Annotated in this window: 18 protein-coding genes; 14 read left to right on the top strand and 4 right to left on the bottom strand. The window is 67.0% G+C overall.

Annotated features, from left to right (window positions below; all coding sequences use genetic code 11):
- Window positions 1-2 precede the first annotated feature (2 nt).
- Both tsf and G6N54_RS08475 read left to right on the top strand, forming a co-directional pair.
- Entirely contained in the window at window positions 3-839 is an 837-nt protein-coding gene (gene tsf / locus G6N54_RS08480; RefSeq protein WP_163789658.1) for a translation elongation factor Ts, read from the top strand.
- Between the two features lie 140 nt (window positions 840-979).
- Entirely contained in the window at window positions 980-2,398 is a 1,419-nt protein-coding gene (locus tag G6N54_RS08475) for an amidase (RefSeq protein WP_163789657.1), read from the top strand.
- 6 nt (window positions 2,399-2,404) lie between these two features.
- Here G6N54_RS08475 and G6N54_RS08470 read toward each other — a convergent pair whose 3' ends face one another.
- Window positions 2,405-2,824, bottom strand: coding sequence for a MarR family winged helix-turn-helix transcriptional regulator (locus tag G6N54_RS08470; protein WP_163789656.1), 420 nt, complete (start codon window positions 2,822-2,824; stop codon window positions 2,405-2,407).
- Window positions 2,825-3,025: 201 nt separating this feature from the next.
- Between G6N54_RS08470 and G6N54_RS08465 the strand changes: the two genes are divergently transcribed.
- The 3 genes from G6N54_RS08465 to G6N54_RS08455 all read left to right on the top strand — a co-directional run bounded on the left by G6N54_RS08465 (window position 3,026) and on the right by G6N54_RS08455 (window position 5,445).
- The gene (locus tag G6N54_RS08465) at window positions 3,026-3,499 is read left to right on the top strand and encodes a DUF1942 domain-containing protein (protein ID WP_163789655.1); all 474 of its coding nucleotides are present in this window, start codon (window positions 3,026-3,028) and stop codon (window positions 3,497-3,499) included.
- Between the two features lie 297 nt (window positions 3,500-3,796).
- Window positions 3,797-4,366 (top strand): MPT63 family protein, encoded by a 570-nt coding sequence (locus G6N54_RS08460; protein ID WP_163789654.1) that lies wholly within the window; start codon window positions 3,797-3,799, stop codon window positions 4,364-4,366.
- Window positions 4,367-4,509: 143 nt separating this feature from the next.
- Window positions 4,510-5,445 carry a lysophospholipid acyltransferase family protein gene (locus G6N54_RS08455; RefSeq protein WP_163789653.1) on the top strand — a complete coding sequence of 312 codons (936 nt, stop codon included), beginning with the start codon at window positions 4,510-4,512 and terminating at the stop codon, window positions 5,443-5,445.
- Between the two features lie 30 nt (window positions 5,446-5,475).
- Here G6N54_RS08455 and G6N54_RS08450 read toward each other — a convergent pair whose 3' ends face one another.
- Complete coding sequence (locus G6N54_RS08450) at window positions 5,476-6,201, bottom strand: winged helix-turn-helix domain-containing protein (RefSeq protein ID WP_179969185.1); 726 nt, start codon at window positions 6,199-6,201, stop codon at window positions 5,476-5,478.
- A 221-nt stretch (window positions 6,202-6,422) separates the two neighbouring features.
- Complete coding sequence (gene mbp1 / locus G6N54_RS08445) at window positions 6,423-6,662, bottom strand: microaggregate-binding protein 1 (protein ID WP_163789652.1); 240 nt, start codon at window positions 6,660-6,662, stop codon at window positions 6,423-6,425.
- Between the two features lie 373 nt (window positions 6,663-7,035).
- Here mbp1 and pyrH point away from each other — a divergent pair, with 373 nt between their 5' ends.
- From pyrH to G6N54_RS08415, 6 genes are all read left to right on the top strand, one after another.
- Entirely contained in the window at window positions 7,036-7,821 is a 786-nt protein-coding gene (gene pyrH, locus G6N54_RS08440) for a UMP kinase (protein WP_163789651.1), read from the top strand.
- 12 nt (window positions 7,822-7,833) lie between these two features.
- Window positions 7,834-8,391 carry a ribosome recycling factor gene (gene frr / locus G6N54_RS08435; RefSeq protein WP_036468078.1) on the top strand — a complete coding sequence of 186 codons (558 nt, stop codon included), beginning with the start codon at window positions 7,834-7,836 and terminating at the stop codon, window positions 8,389-8,391.
- A gap of 22 nt (window positions 8,392-8,413) precedes the next feature.
- Window positions 8,414-9,337: a phosphatidate cytidylyltransferase gene (locus G6N54_RS08430; protein ID WP_163789650.1), complete on the top strand. Its 924-nt coding sequence runs from the start codon at window positions 8,414-8,416 to the stop codon at window positions 9,335-9,337.
- Between the two features lie 32 nt (window positions 9,338-9,369).
- Window positions 9,370-10,464 carry a 23S rRNA (adenine(2503)-C(2))-methyltransferase RlmN gene (rlmN, locus tag G6N54_RS08425; RefSeq protein ID WP_163789649.1) on the top strand — a complete coding sequence of 365 codons (1,095 nt, stop codon included), beginning with the start codon at window positions 9,370-9,372 and terminating at the stop codon, window positions 10,462-10,464.
- Window positions 10,465-10,577: 113 nt separating this feature from the next.
- Window positions 10,578-11,087, top strand: a complete 510-nt coding sequence (locus tag G6N54_RS08420) for a protein disulfide oxidoreductase (RefSeq protein WP_163789648.1) — start codon at window positions 10,578-10,580, stop codon at window positions 11,085-11,087.
- Window positions 11,084-11,944 carry a cytochrome c biogenesis CcdA family protein gene (locus G6N54_RS08415; RefSeq protein ID WP_163789647.1) on the top strand — a complete coding sequence of 287 codons (861 nt, stop codon included), beginning with the start codon at window positions 11,084-11,086 and terminating at the stop codon, window positions 11,942-11,944. The genes G6N54_RS08420 and G6N54_RS08415 overlap by 4 nt, the downstream gene beginning before the upstream one ends.
- Here the strand turns inward: G6N54_RS08415 and G6N54_RS08410 are convergent.
- Entirely contained in the window at window positions 11,941-12,195 is a 255-nt protein-coding gene (locus G6N54_RS08410) for a DUF2631 domain-containing protein (RefSeq protein WP_163789646.1), read from the bottom strand. The two genes, G6N54_RS08415 and G6N54_RS08410, sit on opposite strands and share 4 nt — an antisense overlap.
- A 185-nt stretch (window positions 12,196-12,380) precedes the next feature.
- Here G6N54_RS08410 and dxr point away from each other — a divergent pair, with 185 nt between their 5' ends.
- The 3 genes from dxr to ispG are packed head-to-tail and all read left to right on the top strand — an operon-like array spanning window position 12,381 to window position 16,031.
- Window positions 12,381-13,604 carry a 1-deoxy-D-xylulose-5-phosphate reductoisomerase gene (gene dxr / locus G6N54_RS08405; protein ID WP_163789645.1) on the top strand — a complete coding sequence of 408 codons (1,224 nt, stop codon included), beginning with the start codon at window positions 12,381-12,383 and terminating at the stop codon, window positions 13,602-13,604.
- Between the two features lie 6 nt (window positions 13,605-13,610).
- Window positions 13,611-14,825: a M50 family metallopeptidase gene (locus G6N54_RS08400; protein WP_163789644.1), complete on the top strand. Its 1,215-nt coding sequence runs from the start codon at window positions 13,611-13,613 to the stop codon at window positions 14,823-14,825.
- A gap of 33 nt (window positions 14,826-14,858) precedes the next feature.
- The gene (gene ispG / locus G6N54_RS08395) at window positions 14,859-16,031 is read left to right on the top strand and encodes a flavodoxin-dependent (E)-4-hydroxy-3-methylbut-2-enyl-diphosphate synthase (RefSeq protein WP_163789643.1); all 1,173 of its coding nucleotides are present in this window, start codon (window positions 14,859-14,861) and stop codon (window positions 16,029-16,031) included.
- Window positions 16,032-16,070 lie beyond the last annotated feature (39 nt).

Here is a 16,070-nt window from a genome sequence, read left to right as displayed (position 1 = left end):
CATTGGCGAACTTCACCGCTGCCGACGTCAAGCGTCTTCGTGAGCTCACCGGTGCCGGCATGCTCGACTGCAAGAACGCACTGGCCGAAAGCGACGGCGACTTCGACAAGGCCGTCGAGGCACTCCGGATCAAGGGTGCCAAGGACGTCGGCAAGCGTGCCGAGCGCGCGACGGCCGAAGGTCTGGTCGCGGCCAAGGACGGCGCGCTGATCGAGCTGAACAGCGAGACCGACTTCGTCGCCAAGAACGCCGAGTTCCAGAAGTTGGCCGACGAGATCGTCTCCGCGGCAGCCCAATCCAAGGCTGTCGACGTTGACGCCCTCAAGGCCGCTTCCATTTCTGGCGGGTCGACGACGAAGACGGTCGAGCAGGCCGTCGCCGACCTGTCCGCAAAGATCGGCGAGAAGCTGGAACTGCGCCGGGCCGCCTTCTTCGACGGCACCGTCGAGACCTACCTGCACAAGCGGGCCGCGGACTTGCCTCCGGCCGTCGGCGTGCTCGTCGAGTACACCGGCTCGGGGGCTTCAGGGGCCGAGGCCGCGCACGCCGTGGCGCTGCAGATCGCCGCGCTCAAGGCGCGCTACCTCACCCGCGAGGACGTGCCGGCGGACGTGGTGGCCAGTGAGCGGCGCATCGCCGAGGAGACCGCGAAAGAAGAGGGCAAGCCGGAGCAGGCGTTGCCCAAGATCGTCGAGGGCCGGCTGAACGGCTTCTTCAAGGACGTCGTGCTGCTCGAGCAGCCGTCGGTGTCCGACAACAAGAATACCGTCAAGGCTCTGCTCGACGAGGCCGGTGTCACGGTGACCCGGTTCGTCCGCTTCGAGGTGGGTCAGGCTTAGCCCGGTGACGATGCGGCCGTGCAGCGGCCGCTGAGGAGGCGGGCCATTGCCCCGCCCGGTGACGATGCGGCCGTGCAGCGGCCGCTGAGGAGGCGGGCCATGCGCCGAGCAGTAAACGTCAGCGGCTAGCGTCAATAACTATGCGACGTGTGCACGCTTTCGGTGACGATGCCCTCGGTGATCTCGACGCTGTCGGGCTCAGCGATGCCATCCGGGCCGGCTGGGTCGACAGAGTTGAGGCCGTCGATGCGGCGATCGCTCGCACCGAGGCCGTCAACCCTGCCCTGAACGGCTTGGCGTACAAGGCATTTGAGCAGGCTCGCAAAGCCGCGTCGGCCCCGCCGTCGAGCGGTTCTGCCCAGTTTTTCGAAGGCGTCCCGACGTTCCTCAAGGACAACGTCGACGTCGCCAGCCAGCCGACGATGCGGGGTGCCGATGCGTGGGCGCCGCGCAACGCAGTTGCCGATGGCGAGTTTACCCGGGTGTATCTGGCCACCGGACCGACGCCGCTGGGCAAAACCCAGATGTCGGAATTCGGGTTCAGCGCAGCCGCCGAGCATCCCCGTCTCGGGCCGGTACGCAACCCGTGGGACACCGAGTACACCGCCGGGGCCTCGTCGTCGGGATCGGGCGCGTTCGTCGCTGCCGGGGTGGTGCCGATCGCACACGCCAATGACGGCGGCGGCTCGATCCGAATCCCGGCCGCCTGCAACGGGATTGTCGGTCTCAAGCCGTCGCGCGGCAGGTTACCGCTTGACGCGGAGCTGCGCCGGATGCCGGTGGGCATCGTCGCCAACGGCGTGCTGACCCGCTCCGTGCGCGACACCGCGGCCTTCTACCGGGAAGCCGAACGCATCTGGCGTAATGCCAAGCTGGCGCCGGTCGGAGACGTCACCGGGCCCGGTCGCCAGCGGTTGCGCATCGCGGTGGCCACGCGTTCGGTGCTGCGCGAGTGTGGCCCGGAATTGCGGGAGCTGACCCTCAAGACCGCCGGGGTGCTCGAAGAGCTGGGACACCGTGTCGAACACATCGATCACCAACCGGTGCCGGACAGCTTCGTCGACGACTTCGTTTTGTACTGGGGATTTCTCGCGCTGATGCAGGTGCGCACCGGGAAGCGCGTGTTCGGCGACACGTTCGACCGGACCCGGCTGGACGCCCTGACACTCGGCCTGGAGCGGCACACCGCCCGCAACCTGCATCGGCTGCCGGGGGCGATCCTGCGGCTGCGCAGAATGCGGCGGTTCAGCGCCGAGTTCTACCAGACCTATGACGCGCTGCTCACGCCGACGCTCGCCGACCTGACGCCGCGCGTCGGCCACCTCGCGCCCACCGAATACCAGCAGGTCATGGATCGCCTGATCGACTGGGTGGCATTCACACCGCTGCAGAATGTCACCGGTGACCCGGCGATTTCGTTGCCGATGGCGCAGTCGGCGGAGGGGATGCCGGTCGGCATGATGCTCGCCGCGGACCTGGGGCAGGACGCGCTGCTGCTGGAACTGGCCTACGAGCTCGAAGAGGCGCGGCCGTGGGCGCGCATCCAGGCGGCGGGCTAACCGGGGTCAGTCGGACCCGAGCTTTTCCAGCATGCGCTTGAACTCGCGCTGCTGCGTCGCGGTCAGCTTGCCCAAAATGCGGTCGTCGGCGCCCCGAACCGCGGCCTCCGCACGTTTCAGCAGCGCGCGCCCCTGACCGGTCAGGGTGGCCGGCAGCGCACGCCCGGAGGACACCGACGCCGGCCGTTCCACCGCCCCACCCTCTTCCAGCCCGCGCAGCACCGTGTTCATCGCCTGCGGTGTGACGTTGGTGCTGCGCGACAGCTCGGCGCTGGATAGCCCCGGCGACATCGAAAGTATTCTCAGACAAACGAATTCGGGAAGCGTCAGGCCGAGCGGGCTCAACACGGCCGCAACTTCGGGTCGCAGCACGGCCGCCACCCGGTAGAGCAGGTAACCCAGCGGAGCATCTTCGGTCGCAACCATGTCAGCGATCTTGACATATTTGCGCGTCGGTGCGACGCAGGCACCGCCCAACGCGATGTCATTACGTCGCGGCGAATATCAAGTAACACCGGCGCGCACGGCGCTTGAACGTCGCCTCAATTCGGCGAGCCCCCCGTTTGACCCTCGGACCCCCACGGGTATCGGCGTAGACAGGACACGCACCAGAGATGGGGGGCCACAATGACATTCACCACGAGGACACTGAGAGCGGCTCTTGGCGCCGCGGGAATCGCCGGGGCGAGCATCCTGACGGCCGGGCCCGCGCCGGCCAACGTGCAGAGCTTTGGGGCTACCGAACAGGCAGTCGACGGCCCGCTGATCACCGACTACACGGTGAGCAACCTGCGGCCCAGCGACGTGACGATCCCGGGATTCCAGCCCGCCGGGCGGCTCTACCAGGCCGACGTAACGGCGAAATCGGACGCCGGAACGGTCCAGCCGCAGATTTCTCGTTTCGCGGCGAGAGCGTTCAACGGCACCGTCTATCCGGTCGTGAACCAAGGACCGGTCCCGGGCGGTCTTGACCCCAGCCCGATGGATCAAGGCCTACAGAGGACCGGAGAGTTGTACTTCGACGTGACCGGCCAGCAGCCGATCGGCGTGGTGTACACCGACCGCGAAGACGATTTCCTGGTCTGGACGCGCCACGTGTAGACCCCCGGCGATCAGCGAATTCGCCACGAAGTTCCCCGCGCTATTTACCCCGGGGAATTTCTATTTGTGCTACAGGGCTCCGCTGTGGCATTTGAGGCTGAATTTGACGCTTGAGGTGTGTGCGCGTTCTGTGGCGAACCGGTTGCGATCACGTGGTCTGCTGTTGTCGCAGCTCAACGCTCCGATGTTTGGCCTCGTGGCGTATTGGTTATGCGGAAATGGTGCGATGATAATCCGTGCCGGAGGGAAATCATCGCGGGGAAACAATGAAACGACGGAACTGAGAGGTAATTAGCAATGAAGTTCACTTCTACTGCTATGAAAACGGTCATCGGAGCCGCCGGTATTGCTGCTGTCAGCGCGTTTAGTGCGGCGACGGCGGCCGCAGCGCCCAACATCCAGGGCTTCGGCACCAGCCAGCAGCTCATCGCGGGACCGCTGGTCACCGACTACACGGTGAGCAATTTGCAGCCGAGCAACGTGACCATCCCGGGCGATACCCCGAAGGGCACGCTCTACCAGGCTGACGTCACCGCACGGTCGGACGGCGGGGTGGTCACCCCGATGGTGAACGACTTCATCGCCCGCGGACCCAACGGCCAGAACTACCGGGTGATCGACAAGGTGGGCGCTCCGGGCAGCCTCAACCCGGCGCCGATCCCGCAGGGCAGCGAGTCGACCGGCACGCTGTACTTCGACGTGACCGGCGCGCCGCCAAACGGCGTGGTCTACAACGAGGGCACGCAAGACATCCTGATCTGGACGTCGAACATGCAGGGTGGTTCGGAGCCGGGTATGGCACCGAACACCAGCCCGGCGCCAGGTGCGTTACCGAGCCCTGCTCCCAACGCGCGCGCGAACACCTAAGCCTGACCAAGGCCTAGTTGCCGCACACCCTCCCCGCGCCACCCATCGTGGCGCGGTGAGGTCTGCGTAATAGTCGACTTGCCAAGCGTTTTCGCCCGACAATCCGCTGAATTGACCGCCGCTCAACGGGGTACCCGGCAGGAATGGGTAACACAGATCACAGGCCGGCCGCGGTGCGCGAACAAGCCCAACAGCATGCCGAACAGGCCCGCGCGACGATGGAAGAAAAGCGCGACGAGCACCGTGGTGGATTGACCGGCTGGGTGGCGCAGCGTGCCGCCCAATGGGATCTCAGCGGCCAGGACGAGACCGCCCTGCAACGCCAGAAGTTCGCTTGGAATCTGTTGGTCGACTATTGGTTTCGGATGGAGATCGACGGCTGGGAGAACATCCCCGAGCCCCCGGCGCTGTTGGTCGGGATTCACTCCGGCGCCCCGTTCGTCTGGGATGCCTGGACTGTCGGTCTGCAATGGTGGCGGCACTTCGGCCCGGAACGCACCTTGCACGGCACCGCTCACGATGCGTTGATGGCGATCCCACTTTTCGGCCGCTATTTCCGATCGATGGGTGTGCTTCCGGCAGCTCCGGACGCCATCGCCACGGCGCTCGCCGAGGGACGAGACGTCGCGCTATGGCCTGGCGGAGAAGTGGATTCGCTGCGCCCCTGGATCGAGCGCGATCAGGCCAACCTCGCGGGGCGCAAAGGCTTCGTGAAGATGGCGATTCGAGCCGGCGTGCCGATTGTGCCGATCGCGACCGTCGGCGGTGCGGACGCGATGCCGGTGTTGATCCGCGGTGATCGTCTGTCGAAGGCACTGCGTCTCGACCGGCTGCTGCGGCTCAAGGTCTTTCCGCTGGCGATCTCACTGCCGTGGGGCATCGCGCCGGCCGCGCTTCCGCAGCTGCCGTTGCCCGCCAAGATCAGGACGCGGTTCCTGCCGGCGGTCGAGCTGGACCACGATCCCGCACGCGCCGAGGACGACGACTACGTCGACGAAAAGTACCGGGAGGTCCAAGACGGCATTCAGCAGGGAATGGATGCGCTGGCACGCATGCGTGCGCTACCGGTCTTCGCGTGACAATCGAAAGTAGTTGAACAACGCTGCGATTCAGCGGTGTCCGCGGCCGTTGAGGTCGGGGCTCGGCGTGGTCTCGTTGGCGATCCACTGCGGATAGGGCGGCGTCACCGCCATGTAGCCGACACCGCGCACGGTGTCGACCATCGATTCGTGTTCGCTGCCTAGCTTTGCGCGCAGCCGACGCACATGAACGTCGACGGTACGGACCCGTCCGTTGGAGTCGTATCCCCATACCTCGTGCATCAGACGGGTGCGGCTGAAGGCCCGACCGGCATGTTGCACAAGGAAATTCAACAATCTGAACTCGGTGACCGTCAGGCTGAGATCCTTGCCGGACAGTGACGCGGCGAAGCTCGAGGGGTGCAGGACGAGGTCACCGAACTTCAGGCAGCCGTCCACCGCGCTGCGACGTCGTTTGATTGCCAGGCGCAACCGCGCCTCCAGCTCGTCGGCGCCGGTGGCGGGCAGCATCACGTCGTCGAGGCGCCAGTCGACGTCCACCGACGCGAAGTGCGCCGGGGCGACGACAGCCACGACCGCGATGCCCGGCACATTGGCCGTCAGGCCGCGGCACACGCTGCGGGCCGCCGCCAGATCGGTGCGCGCGTCGATGATGGCCACGTCAGCACTGTCATGATGTGCGTCGAGGTCTTCGGAGAGTGGGGCCCGGCGAATGGTTTGCGTCAACGTCTGCAAGGTGGGCAACGCCGATGCGAAATCGTCGGCATTGGAAAGCAGTAGCACGTCCAAAGACATCTCCAAACCTCATGAGGGTCTGTCGCCGCCCCCGACCGCTTCGGCACCTCAGGGAGATGTCCGCTAGCGCAGCGCTGAGTACCCCATTCAGGAGTTAACTATGCCTTCTTTGTTGCTCACGTTCGGGCTAATGCCCGCCGAAGTGGGTGGGCTTGAAAACGGCCCGGAAATATCGACGGGTCCGGCCCGTCAATTCGGGCCGGACCCATCTTGGAATCAAGCTATTGGTTGGCCTTCTGCCGTTCCTCGGCTACCGTCGCGGCGCCGCGGGCGGCCTCGGCTTCGGCTTCCTTCTTGGCCGCGTCGCGCTGGGCTTCCGCCTTGTCCTGCTGAGCTTGGCCCTCACGGGTGAGGTCGTCGCGACCGGCGAGCGCGCCGGCAGCTTCCTTGACCTTGCCCTTGGCGTCTTCGACAACGCCCTTGACGGCTTCCGCGGGTCCAGAGTTTTCCTTGTCCGCCATGAACTAACTCCTCCTCAGTGGCGTACGAGAGGCGAGCGACTGACGCGCTCGTACGATCGGCTAACGATCGATTTCGTGGCGCGGCGTATTCCGGCCCTGCTTCTCAAGACCACGATCTCCCCGCCGCGTTCATGCGGATTCCCAGGCCGTCGGGACCTCAAACATCCGATGCCGGAAGCAAAGTCGTGACGGCGCCCCATCCGTCTGTGACCTGCGCAGACGGCTTCCGGTAACGACCCGGCCCGCCAGCCGCGCAAATAATCCACCCCGCTGGCGCCAGATTGTGCTGCGATGGGGCAGGATATGAATTGCCGTTCCGGGTCGGGTCCCTGTGCCACCGAGCCTGGGATGGCACTGTCATGCGAGGAGTCTGATGACGCAGCCCGAGCCCACCAGCACCAACGGCGTGCCGACCTCTTCACCCGACCACGGACAACCCTCCGGCCAGCCGCGCGCCAAGTACTCGCGAGTGTTGCTCAAGCTCGGCGGCGAGATGTTCGGCGGCGGCCAGGTCGGGCTGGATCCCGATGTCGTGGCGCAGGTGGCCCGCCAGATCGCCGAGGTGGTCCGCGACGGCGTGCAGGTGGCCGTCGTGATCGGCGGCGGCAACTTCTTCCGCGGTGCACAACTTCAGCAACGCGGCATGGAGCGCACCCGGTCGGACTACATGGGCATGCTCGGCACCGTGATGAATAGCCTTGCGCTGCAGGACTTTCTGCAGAAGGAAGGCATCGACACCCGCGTCCAGACCGCCATCACGATGGGTCAGGTGGCCGAGCCCTACATCCCGTTGCGCGCCGTCTGCCACCTGGAGAAGGGCCGCGTCGTGATCTTCGGCGCCGGTATGGGGCTGCCGTACTTCTCCACCGACACCACGGCCGCGCAGCGCGCCCTGGAGATCGGCGCCGACGTGGTGCTGATGGCCAAGGCCGTCGACGGGGTGTTCACCGAGGACCCGCGGGTGAATCCCGAGGCCGAGTTGCTCACCGCCATCAGCCATCGGGAGGTCATCGACCGCGGGCTGCGGGTAGCCGATGCCACCGCGTTCAGCCTGTGTATGGACAATGGGATGCCGATCTTGGTGTTCAACCTGCTGACTAACGGCAATATCGCTCGGGCGGTCGCTGGTGAGAAGATCGGAACGCTGGTTACCACTTGAGGGGAAGACGCGATGATTGATGAGGCTCTCTTCGACGCCGAAGAGAAGATGGAAAAGGCCGTATCCGTGGCCCGTGACGACTTGTCGACCATCCGGACCGGCCGCGCCAACCCGGGCATGTTCTCCCGGATCGTCATCGACTACTACGGAACCACCACCCCGATCACCCAGCTGGCCAGCATCAACGTTCCGGAGGCCCGGCTGGTCGTCATCAAGCCGTACGAGGCCAGCCAGCTGCACGCGATCGAGACGGCGATCCGCAACTCCGACCTCGGGGTGAATCCCAGCAACGACGGCACCCTGATCCGGGTGGCGGTACCGCAGCTGACCGAGGAACGCCGCCGCGAGCTGGTCAAGCAGGCCAAGGGCAAGGGCGAGGACGCGAAGGTCTCGGTGCGCAACATCCGGCGCAAGTCGATGGAGGAACTGCACCGGATTCGCAAGGACGGGGAGGCCGGCGAGGACGAGGTCGGCCGCGCCGAAAAGGACCTGGACAAAACCACCCAGCAGTACGTCAACCAGATCGACGAGCTGGTCAAGCACAAGGAAGGCGAGCTGCTGGAGGTCTAGGGGCCGCTCAGCAACCCAGACATTGTCAACCTTCGATGCCGGTCCAGGCACCCCGCCAGACGAGTCCGCGCGGGGGGCCGAAAACACCCTGCAGAAACCCGCTAAGAAGACATCGCGGGCCGGACGCGACCTGCCTGCCGCGATCGCGGTAGGCGCCGCGATCGGCGGGCTGCTGGTCGCCACGCTGGTATTCGCTCCACGGTTCTGGGTGCTGATCGTCGCCATCGCGATTCTCGTGGCCAGCCACGAGGTGGTGCGACGGCTGCGCGAGGCCGGCTACGTCATTGCGGTCATCCCGCTGCTGATCGGTGGCCAGGTCACCGTCTGGCTGACCTGGCCATTCCACGCCGCCGGCGCGTTGGCCGGCTTCGGCGCCACGGTCGTGGCCTGCAATGTCTGGCGACTGTTCATGCCGGATCCCAGCCGCAGTGATTCCGCTGCCGGCTCGTCGTCGAACTACCTGCGCGACGCATCGGCCACCGTCTTCCTGGCCGCCTGGGTCCCGCTGTTCGCCTCCTTCGGCGTCTTGCTCGTCTATCCCCACGACGGCGCGGGACGGGTGTTCTGCCTGATGCTCACCGTCGTTGCGTCCGACACCGGTGGATATGCCGTGGGAGCGCTCTTCGGCAAACATCCGATGGTCCCGGCGATCAGCCCGAAGAAGTCCTGGGAGGGATTCGTCGGCTCACTGGTGTGCGGGATCACCGCGGCGATCCTGGCCGCCACCCTGCTCGCCGGCAAACCGGTATGGATCGGTGCGCTGCTGGGCCTCGTCCTGGTGCTCAGCTGCACGCTCGGTGACCTGGTCGAATCCCAGGTCAAGCGCGACCTCGGCATCAAGGACATGGGGCGGCTGCTGCCCGGCCACGGCGGCTTGATGGACCGGCTCGACGGCGTGCTGCCCTCGGCGGTCGCGGCCTGGATCGTGCTCACCTTGGTTGCCTAGGCTGCCCGCCGCTGACCGATACTGGACAGGTCATGGTCCAACAACTGGTGTTCGAAGAACCGCGCGCGGGCAGGCCGCCGCGCCACCTCGCCGACCTCGACGCGGGGGGCCGGGCGGCTGCCGTCGCGGAGCTCGGGCTGCCGGCGTTTCGGGCCAAGCAGCTCGCCCACCAGTACTACGGCCGGCTGATCGCCGATCCACGGCAGATGACCGACCTGCCGGCGGCCGTACGCGACGTGGTCGCCCAGACGATGTTCCCGACCCTGCTCACCGCCGCCACCGAAATCACCTGCGACGCCGGTCAGACGCGAAAGACGTTGTGGCGGGCGATCGATGGAACCACCTTCGAGTCGGTCCTGATGCGTTATCCGCAGCGCAACACCGTGTGCATCTCGTCGCAGGCCGGTTGTGGCATGGCGTGTCCCTTCTGCGCGACCGGCCAGGGCGGATTGACCCGCAACCTATCGACGGCCGAGATTTTGGAGCAGGTGCGCGCCGCCGCGGTGGCGCTGCGCGACGAGTTCGGTGACCGGCTATCGAACGTGGTGTTCATGGGTATGGGGGAGCCGCTGGCCAACTACGCCAGGACGCTGGCCGCGGTGCGGCGCATCACCGACGCGCCGCCGCACGGCTTCGGCATCTCGGCCCGCTCGGTGACGGTGTCGACGGTCGGCCTGGCCCCGGCGATCCGCAAGCTTGCCGACGAACGGCTGGGCGTGACGCTGGCGCTGTCGCTACACGCACCGGACGACGAACTGCGCGACACGCTCGTCCCGGTCAACAACCGCTGGAAGATCAGCGAGGCGCTCGATGCCGCTCGCTACTACGGCGACGTGACCGGCCGGCGGGTGTCGATCGAGTACGCACTGATTCGCGACGTCAACGATCAGCCGTGGCGGGCCGACCTGCTCGGCAAGCGACTGCACGGCGCTCTTGGTCCGTTGGTGCACGTGAACCTGATTCCGCTCAACCCGACGCCGGGCAGCGACTGGGACGCCAGCCCCAAGGACACCGAGCGCGAGTTCGTCCGGCGGGTGCGGGCAAAGGGTGTGTCGTGCACGGTCCGCGACACCCGGGGCCGCGAGATCAGCGCCGCCTGTGGACAGTTGGCCGCCGAAGGCGGGTAGCTGGAGCTCAGGCGGTTCGGGTACCGCCTGTGGACAGTTGGCCTTCGAGGAGCGCTGAACCGGGCAGGTGGGTACCCCGTGATCTGAAGTAGCAGTCCAGCAAAGGGGTTGGCATGACGATTCGCTTGTTAGCACGGTTCAAGATGTTTGCCGCGTTCATCCTGACGGGGCTTGTCGCGGTTGCCCTGGTGTCGGCCGCACCGCGGGCGCAGGCCGCCGACGATCGGCTGCAGTTCAGCGGCACCACGCTGAGCGGAGCGCCGTTCAACGGCGCCAGCCTCCAGGGGAAACCGGCGGTGCTGTGGTTCTGGGCGCCGTTCTGCCCGTTCTGCAACGCCGAGGCGCCGGGCGTGGGCCAGGTGGCGGCGGCCAATCCCGGTGTCACGTTCATCGGCATCGCCGGGCACTCGGACGTCGGCGCGGAACAGGCCTTCGTCTCCAAGTACGGCCTGAAGTTCACCAATCTCAACGACGCCGACGGCTCGATCTGGGCCCGCTATAACGCGCCCTGGCAGCCGGCCTGCGTGTTCTACCGGGCGGACGGCAGCTCGACGTTCGTCAACAACCCCACCTCGGCGATGTCCCAGCAGGAACTGGCCGGCCGGGTGGCCGCGCTGAAGTGAACCAGGGGCTGGTCGGTCTGGCATTCGCTGCCGGATTGGTGGCCGCGGTGAACCCGTGCGGGTTCGCGATGCTGCCCGCCTACCTGCTGCTCGTGGTGCGCGGCCAGCGCGACGGTGCGGGCCCCGGTCCGCTAGGCGGCCTGGGGCGGGCGCTGGCCGCCACCGCCGGCATGGCGCTCGGGTTCCTCACGGTGTTCGCGGTGTTTGGCGCGCTGACCATCTCGGCGGCCACAGTGGTGCAGCGATACCTGCCGTACGCGACCGTGGTGATCGGGATTGTTCTTGTCGCGCTTGGGATTTGGCTGCTCTCGGGGCGGGAACTGACCGCGTTGACGCCGCGGTCGCTGGGGCCGCGGTGGGCCCCGACGCGACTGACCGGCATGTACGGCTACGGCATCAGCTACGCGATCGCGTCGCTGTCATGCACGATCGGGCCGTTCCTGGCGGTCACCGCCGCGGGCTTGCGCAGCGGATCGGTGCTCACCGGCGTGACGATCTACTTGGCGTACGTCGCCGGTCTGACCCTGGTGGTTGGCGTGCTCGCCGTCGCTGCCGCGACCGCGAGCTCAGCGTTGACCGACCGGCTGCGGCGCATCCTGCCGTTCGTCAACCGGATCGGCGGTGCGCTGCTGATCCTGGTCGGGCTCTACGTCGGCTACTACGGCCTCTACGAGCTACGGCTGCGTAGCGCCGCGGCCGATCCCCGGGACGCGGTGATTCTGGGGGCCGGCCGGTTTCAGGGTGCGCTGGCCGGCTGGGTGCACCAGCACGGTATGTGGCCGTGGATCGTCGCGCTGGTCGCGCTGGTGGCGGCCGCGGCGTTGGTGAGCGCCTGGCACCGACGCGCGCGGCGCTAGCGGATCCAGCCGCGCCGGCGACCCCAGATGTCGCGGATCAGGATGAAAAGGGCGAGGACCGCGAACCCGATCAGGAAGTTGTCCTCGACGTGGCCGACGTGATTGCCGCGCAGCATCGCTAGCAAGAAGATGACGCCGAACACCCCGACGCCGTGCCAGGTGCGGGTGTTGATCTTGCTCCACCCCCACGCGGCCGATGGCACCTCGGCGGGGTCGACGCCGTTGTAGTGCTCCAACTCGGTATTGGCCACGGCGATTCCCTTCGGATCGGATCGTCTTCTGCTCACAGATTCTGGCACACGGCATCACCGGCGGCACTCGCCGCGTCGAGACTGCACTCCAGGCTTTCAGTCTGTGTCCACGGCGCTATTTCGGCGGATTTCCCGCCCTGAGCGCAGGGGCAAGGCAGGGAACGTCCAGGGGGCACAATGAGTGAGTGACCACGCCTACCACCGACGCGACGGCCGACGCCCCGATCCGCGTGCTCGTGCTGGGCAGCACCGGCTCCATCGGCACCCAGGCGCTGGACGTCATCGCCGCCAACCCGGATCGCTTCGAGGTCGTCGGGCTGGCGGCCGGCGGGTCGAACCCGGACACGCTGGCCCGTCAACGCGCCGAGACCGGGGTGACCAACATCGCCGTCGCCGACGAGCGCGCCGCCGCAACGCTCGGTGACGTGCCCTTCCACGGTCCGGAAGCGGTCACCCGGCTGGTCGAGGAGACCCAGGCCGACGTCGTGCTCAATGCCCTGGTCGGGGCGTTGGGCCTGCGACCGACCCTGGCGGCGCTGCACTCCGGGGCCCGGCTGGCGCTGGCCAACAAGGAATCGCTGATCGCCGGCGGTCCACTGGTCCTGAAGGCGGCGCGACCGGGGCAGATCGTGCCCGTCGATTCCGAGCACTCGGCGCTGGCCCAGTGCCTGCGCGGCGGCGAGCCCGACGAGGTCGCCAAGCTGGTGCTGACCGCCTCGGGTGGACCGTTTCGGGGCTGGGCGGCCGCCGATCTGGAGGCCGTCACCCCCGAGCAGGCCGGTGCCCACCCGACCTGGTCGATGGGCCCGATGAACACGCTGAACTCGGCGTCGCTGGTGAACAAGGGACTCGAACTCATCGAAACGCACCTGCTGTTTGGTGTGCCCTACGACCGCATCGAGGTCGTGGTGCACCCTCAGTCGATTGTTCATTCAATGGTCACGTTCGTCGACGGCTCGACGATCGCCCAGGCCAGCCCGCCGGACATGAGGCTGCCCATCTCGCTGGCGCTGGGCTGGCCGCGGCGGGTGCCCTGCGCGGCCGCGTCTTGCGACTTCACCACCGCGTCTACCTGGGAATTCGAGCCGTTGGACAGCGACGTTTTCCCGGCTGTCGAGCTGGCCCGCCACGCCGGGGAGACGGGCGGCTGCATGACCGCGGTCTACAACGCCGCCAATGAAGAGGCCGCGGCCGCCTTCCTGGACGGTCGTATCGGCTTTCCGGCCATCGTCAGAACAATCGCCGACGTGCTGAGCGCCGCCGACCAATGGGCCGTAACACCGGCTAACGTGGATGAGGTACTAGACGCCCAGCGCTGGGCGCGGGAGCGAGCGCAGCGCTCGGTCGCAACGACACGCCCCGCTGCAGTCTCGGAAAAGGTCTCGGGAATGGTCTTAGAAAGGTCCTAGCGCCTGATGATGTTCGCAATCGGCATTGTGCTGTTCGCGCTGGCCATCCTGATCTCGGTGGCCCTGCATGAGTGCGGCCACATGTGGGTCGCGCGTGCGACCGGCATGAAGGTGCGCCGGTATTTCGTCGGCTTCGGCCCCACACTGTGGTCGACCCGGCGCGGCGAGACCGAGTACGGCGTCAAGGCCGTGCCGCTGGGCGGCTTCTGCGACATCGCCGGGATGACCCCGGTCGAGGAGCTGGCGCCCGACGAGACCGAACGCGCGATGTACAAGCAGAAGACGTGGAAGCGGGTCGCGGTGCTGTTCGCCGGCCCGGGCATGAACTTCATCATCTGCCTGGTCCTGATCTACGTGATCGCCCTGATCTGGGGACTGCCCAACCTCCACCCGCCCACGCGGGCGATCGTCGGCGAGACCGCTTGTATTGCACCGGAAGTCGCGCCGGGCAAGCTCGGCGACTGCACCGGTCCCGGCCCGGCGGCGCTGGCCGGCATCCGCCCCGGCGACGTCGTCGTCAAGGTCGGCGACACCACGGTGTCCACCTTCGACGAGATGGCCGCCGCGATCCGCAAGCTGCACGGCACCGTCCCGGTCGTCGTCGAACGCGACGGCACCCCGATCACGGCCTACGTCGACATCGCCCAAACCCAGCGCTACCTGGGCAGCGGGCAGGACGCGAAGTCCGCGCCCTCGACGGTCGGCGCCATGGGCGTGGGCGGCGTCAAAGTCGCGCCGACCCACTACGGCGTGCTCGGCGCCATCCCTGCCACCTTCGCCTTCACCGGCGACCTGACGGCCGAGGTGGGCAAGGCGCTGATCGCGATCCCGGGCAAGGTCGGCGCGCTGGTGCATGCGATCGGCGGCGGACAGCGCGATCCGCAGACGCCGATGAGCGTTGTCGGCGCCAGCATCATCGGCGGCGACACCGTCGACCACGGGTTATGGGTAGCGTTCTGGTTCTTCCTGGCGCAGCTGAACCTGATCCTGGGCGCGATCAACCTGTTGCCGCTGCTGCCGTTCGACGGCGGGCACATCGCCGTCGCGGTGTTCGAAAAGATCCGCAACGTCATCCGGTCGGCTCGCGGCATGGTCGCGGCGGCGCCGGTGAACTACCTCAAGCTGATGCCGGCGACCTACGTGGTGTTGGTGTTCGTGGTCGGTTACATGCTGCTGACCGTGACCGCCGACCTGGTCAACCCGATCAGGCTCTTTCAGTAACCATTTCCGTAACCACCCGAAGGAAGTCGAACAGTGGACATTGGCTTGGGCATGCCGCAGGCGCCGGCGCCCACGCTTGCGCCCCGGCGTAAGACGCGCCAATTGATGGTCCGCGACGTCGGGGTCGGCAGTGATTCCCCGATCTCGGTGCAGTCGATGTGCACCACCAAGACCCACGACGTCAACACGACGCTGCAGCAGATTGCCGAGCTGACGGCCGCGGGTTGCGACATCGTCCGGGTGGCCTGCCCGCGTCAGGAGGATGCCGACGCGCTGGCTGAGATCGCCCGGCACAGCCAGATCCCGGTGATCGCCGACATCCACTTCCAGCCGAAGTACATCTTCGCCGCGATCGACGCCGGATGTGCCGCGGTGCGGGTTAATCCGGGCAACATCAAGGAGTTCGACGGCCGGGTCGGCGAGGTCGCGAAGGCGGCCGGCGCGGCCGGTATTCCGATCCGCATCGGCGTCAATGCCGGCTCCCTGGACAAGCGGTTCATGGAGAAGTACGGCAAGGCCACACCCGAGGCGCTGGTCGAGTCGGCGCTGTGGGAGGCGTCGCTGTTCGAGGAGCACGGCTTCGGCGACATCAAGATCAGCGTCAAGCACAACGACCCCGTCGTGATGGTCGCCGCCTACGAGCAGCTGGCCGCTCAGTGCGACTACCCGCTGCATCTCGGTGTGACCGAGGCCGGTCCGGCCTTCCAGGGCACCATCAAGTCGGCGGTAGCCTTCGGCGCCTTGCTGAGCCGCGGCATCGGCGACACCATCCGGGTGTCCCTGTCGGCGCCGCCGGTCGAGGAAGTCAAGGTCGGCATTCAGATTCTCGAGTCGCTGAACCTGCGGCCGCGCGGGCTGGAAATCGTCTCCTGCCCGTCGTGCGGTCGCGCGCAGGTCGACGTCTACACCCTGGCCAACGCCGTCTCAGCGGGCCTGGACGGGCTCGACGTGCCGCTGCGGGTCGCGGTGATGGGCTGCGTCGTCAACGGTCCGGGGGAGGCCCGCGAGGCCGATCTCGGCGTGGCCTCCGGAAATGGCAAGGGCCAGATATTCGTTCGCGGCGAGGTGATCAAGACGGTGCCGGAAGCACAGATCGTCGAGACGCTGATCGAAGAGGCGATGCGGTTGGCTTCCGAATTGGGCGAGGAAAGTGATAACGGTCCTGGCACAACAGCAAGCGGGACGCCCGTTGTCACCGTAAGCTGATAGAGCCAGCTTCGGTCTTACTGGCCCTGTCGTTCGCAC

Source organism: Mycobacterium stomatepiae, assembly GCF_010731715.1.
GTDB lineage: Bacteria > Actinomycetota > Actinomycetes > Mycobacteriales > Mycobacteriaceae > Mycobacterium > Mycobacterium stomatepiae.
The sequence above is the reverse complement of the archived record's forward strand: the minus strand, read 5'-3'. Positions and strand labels throughout refer to the sequence as shown.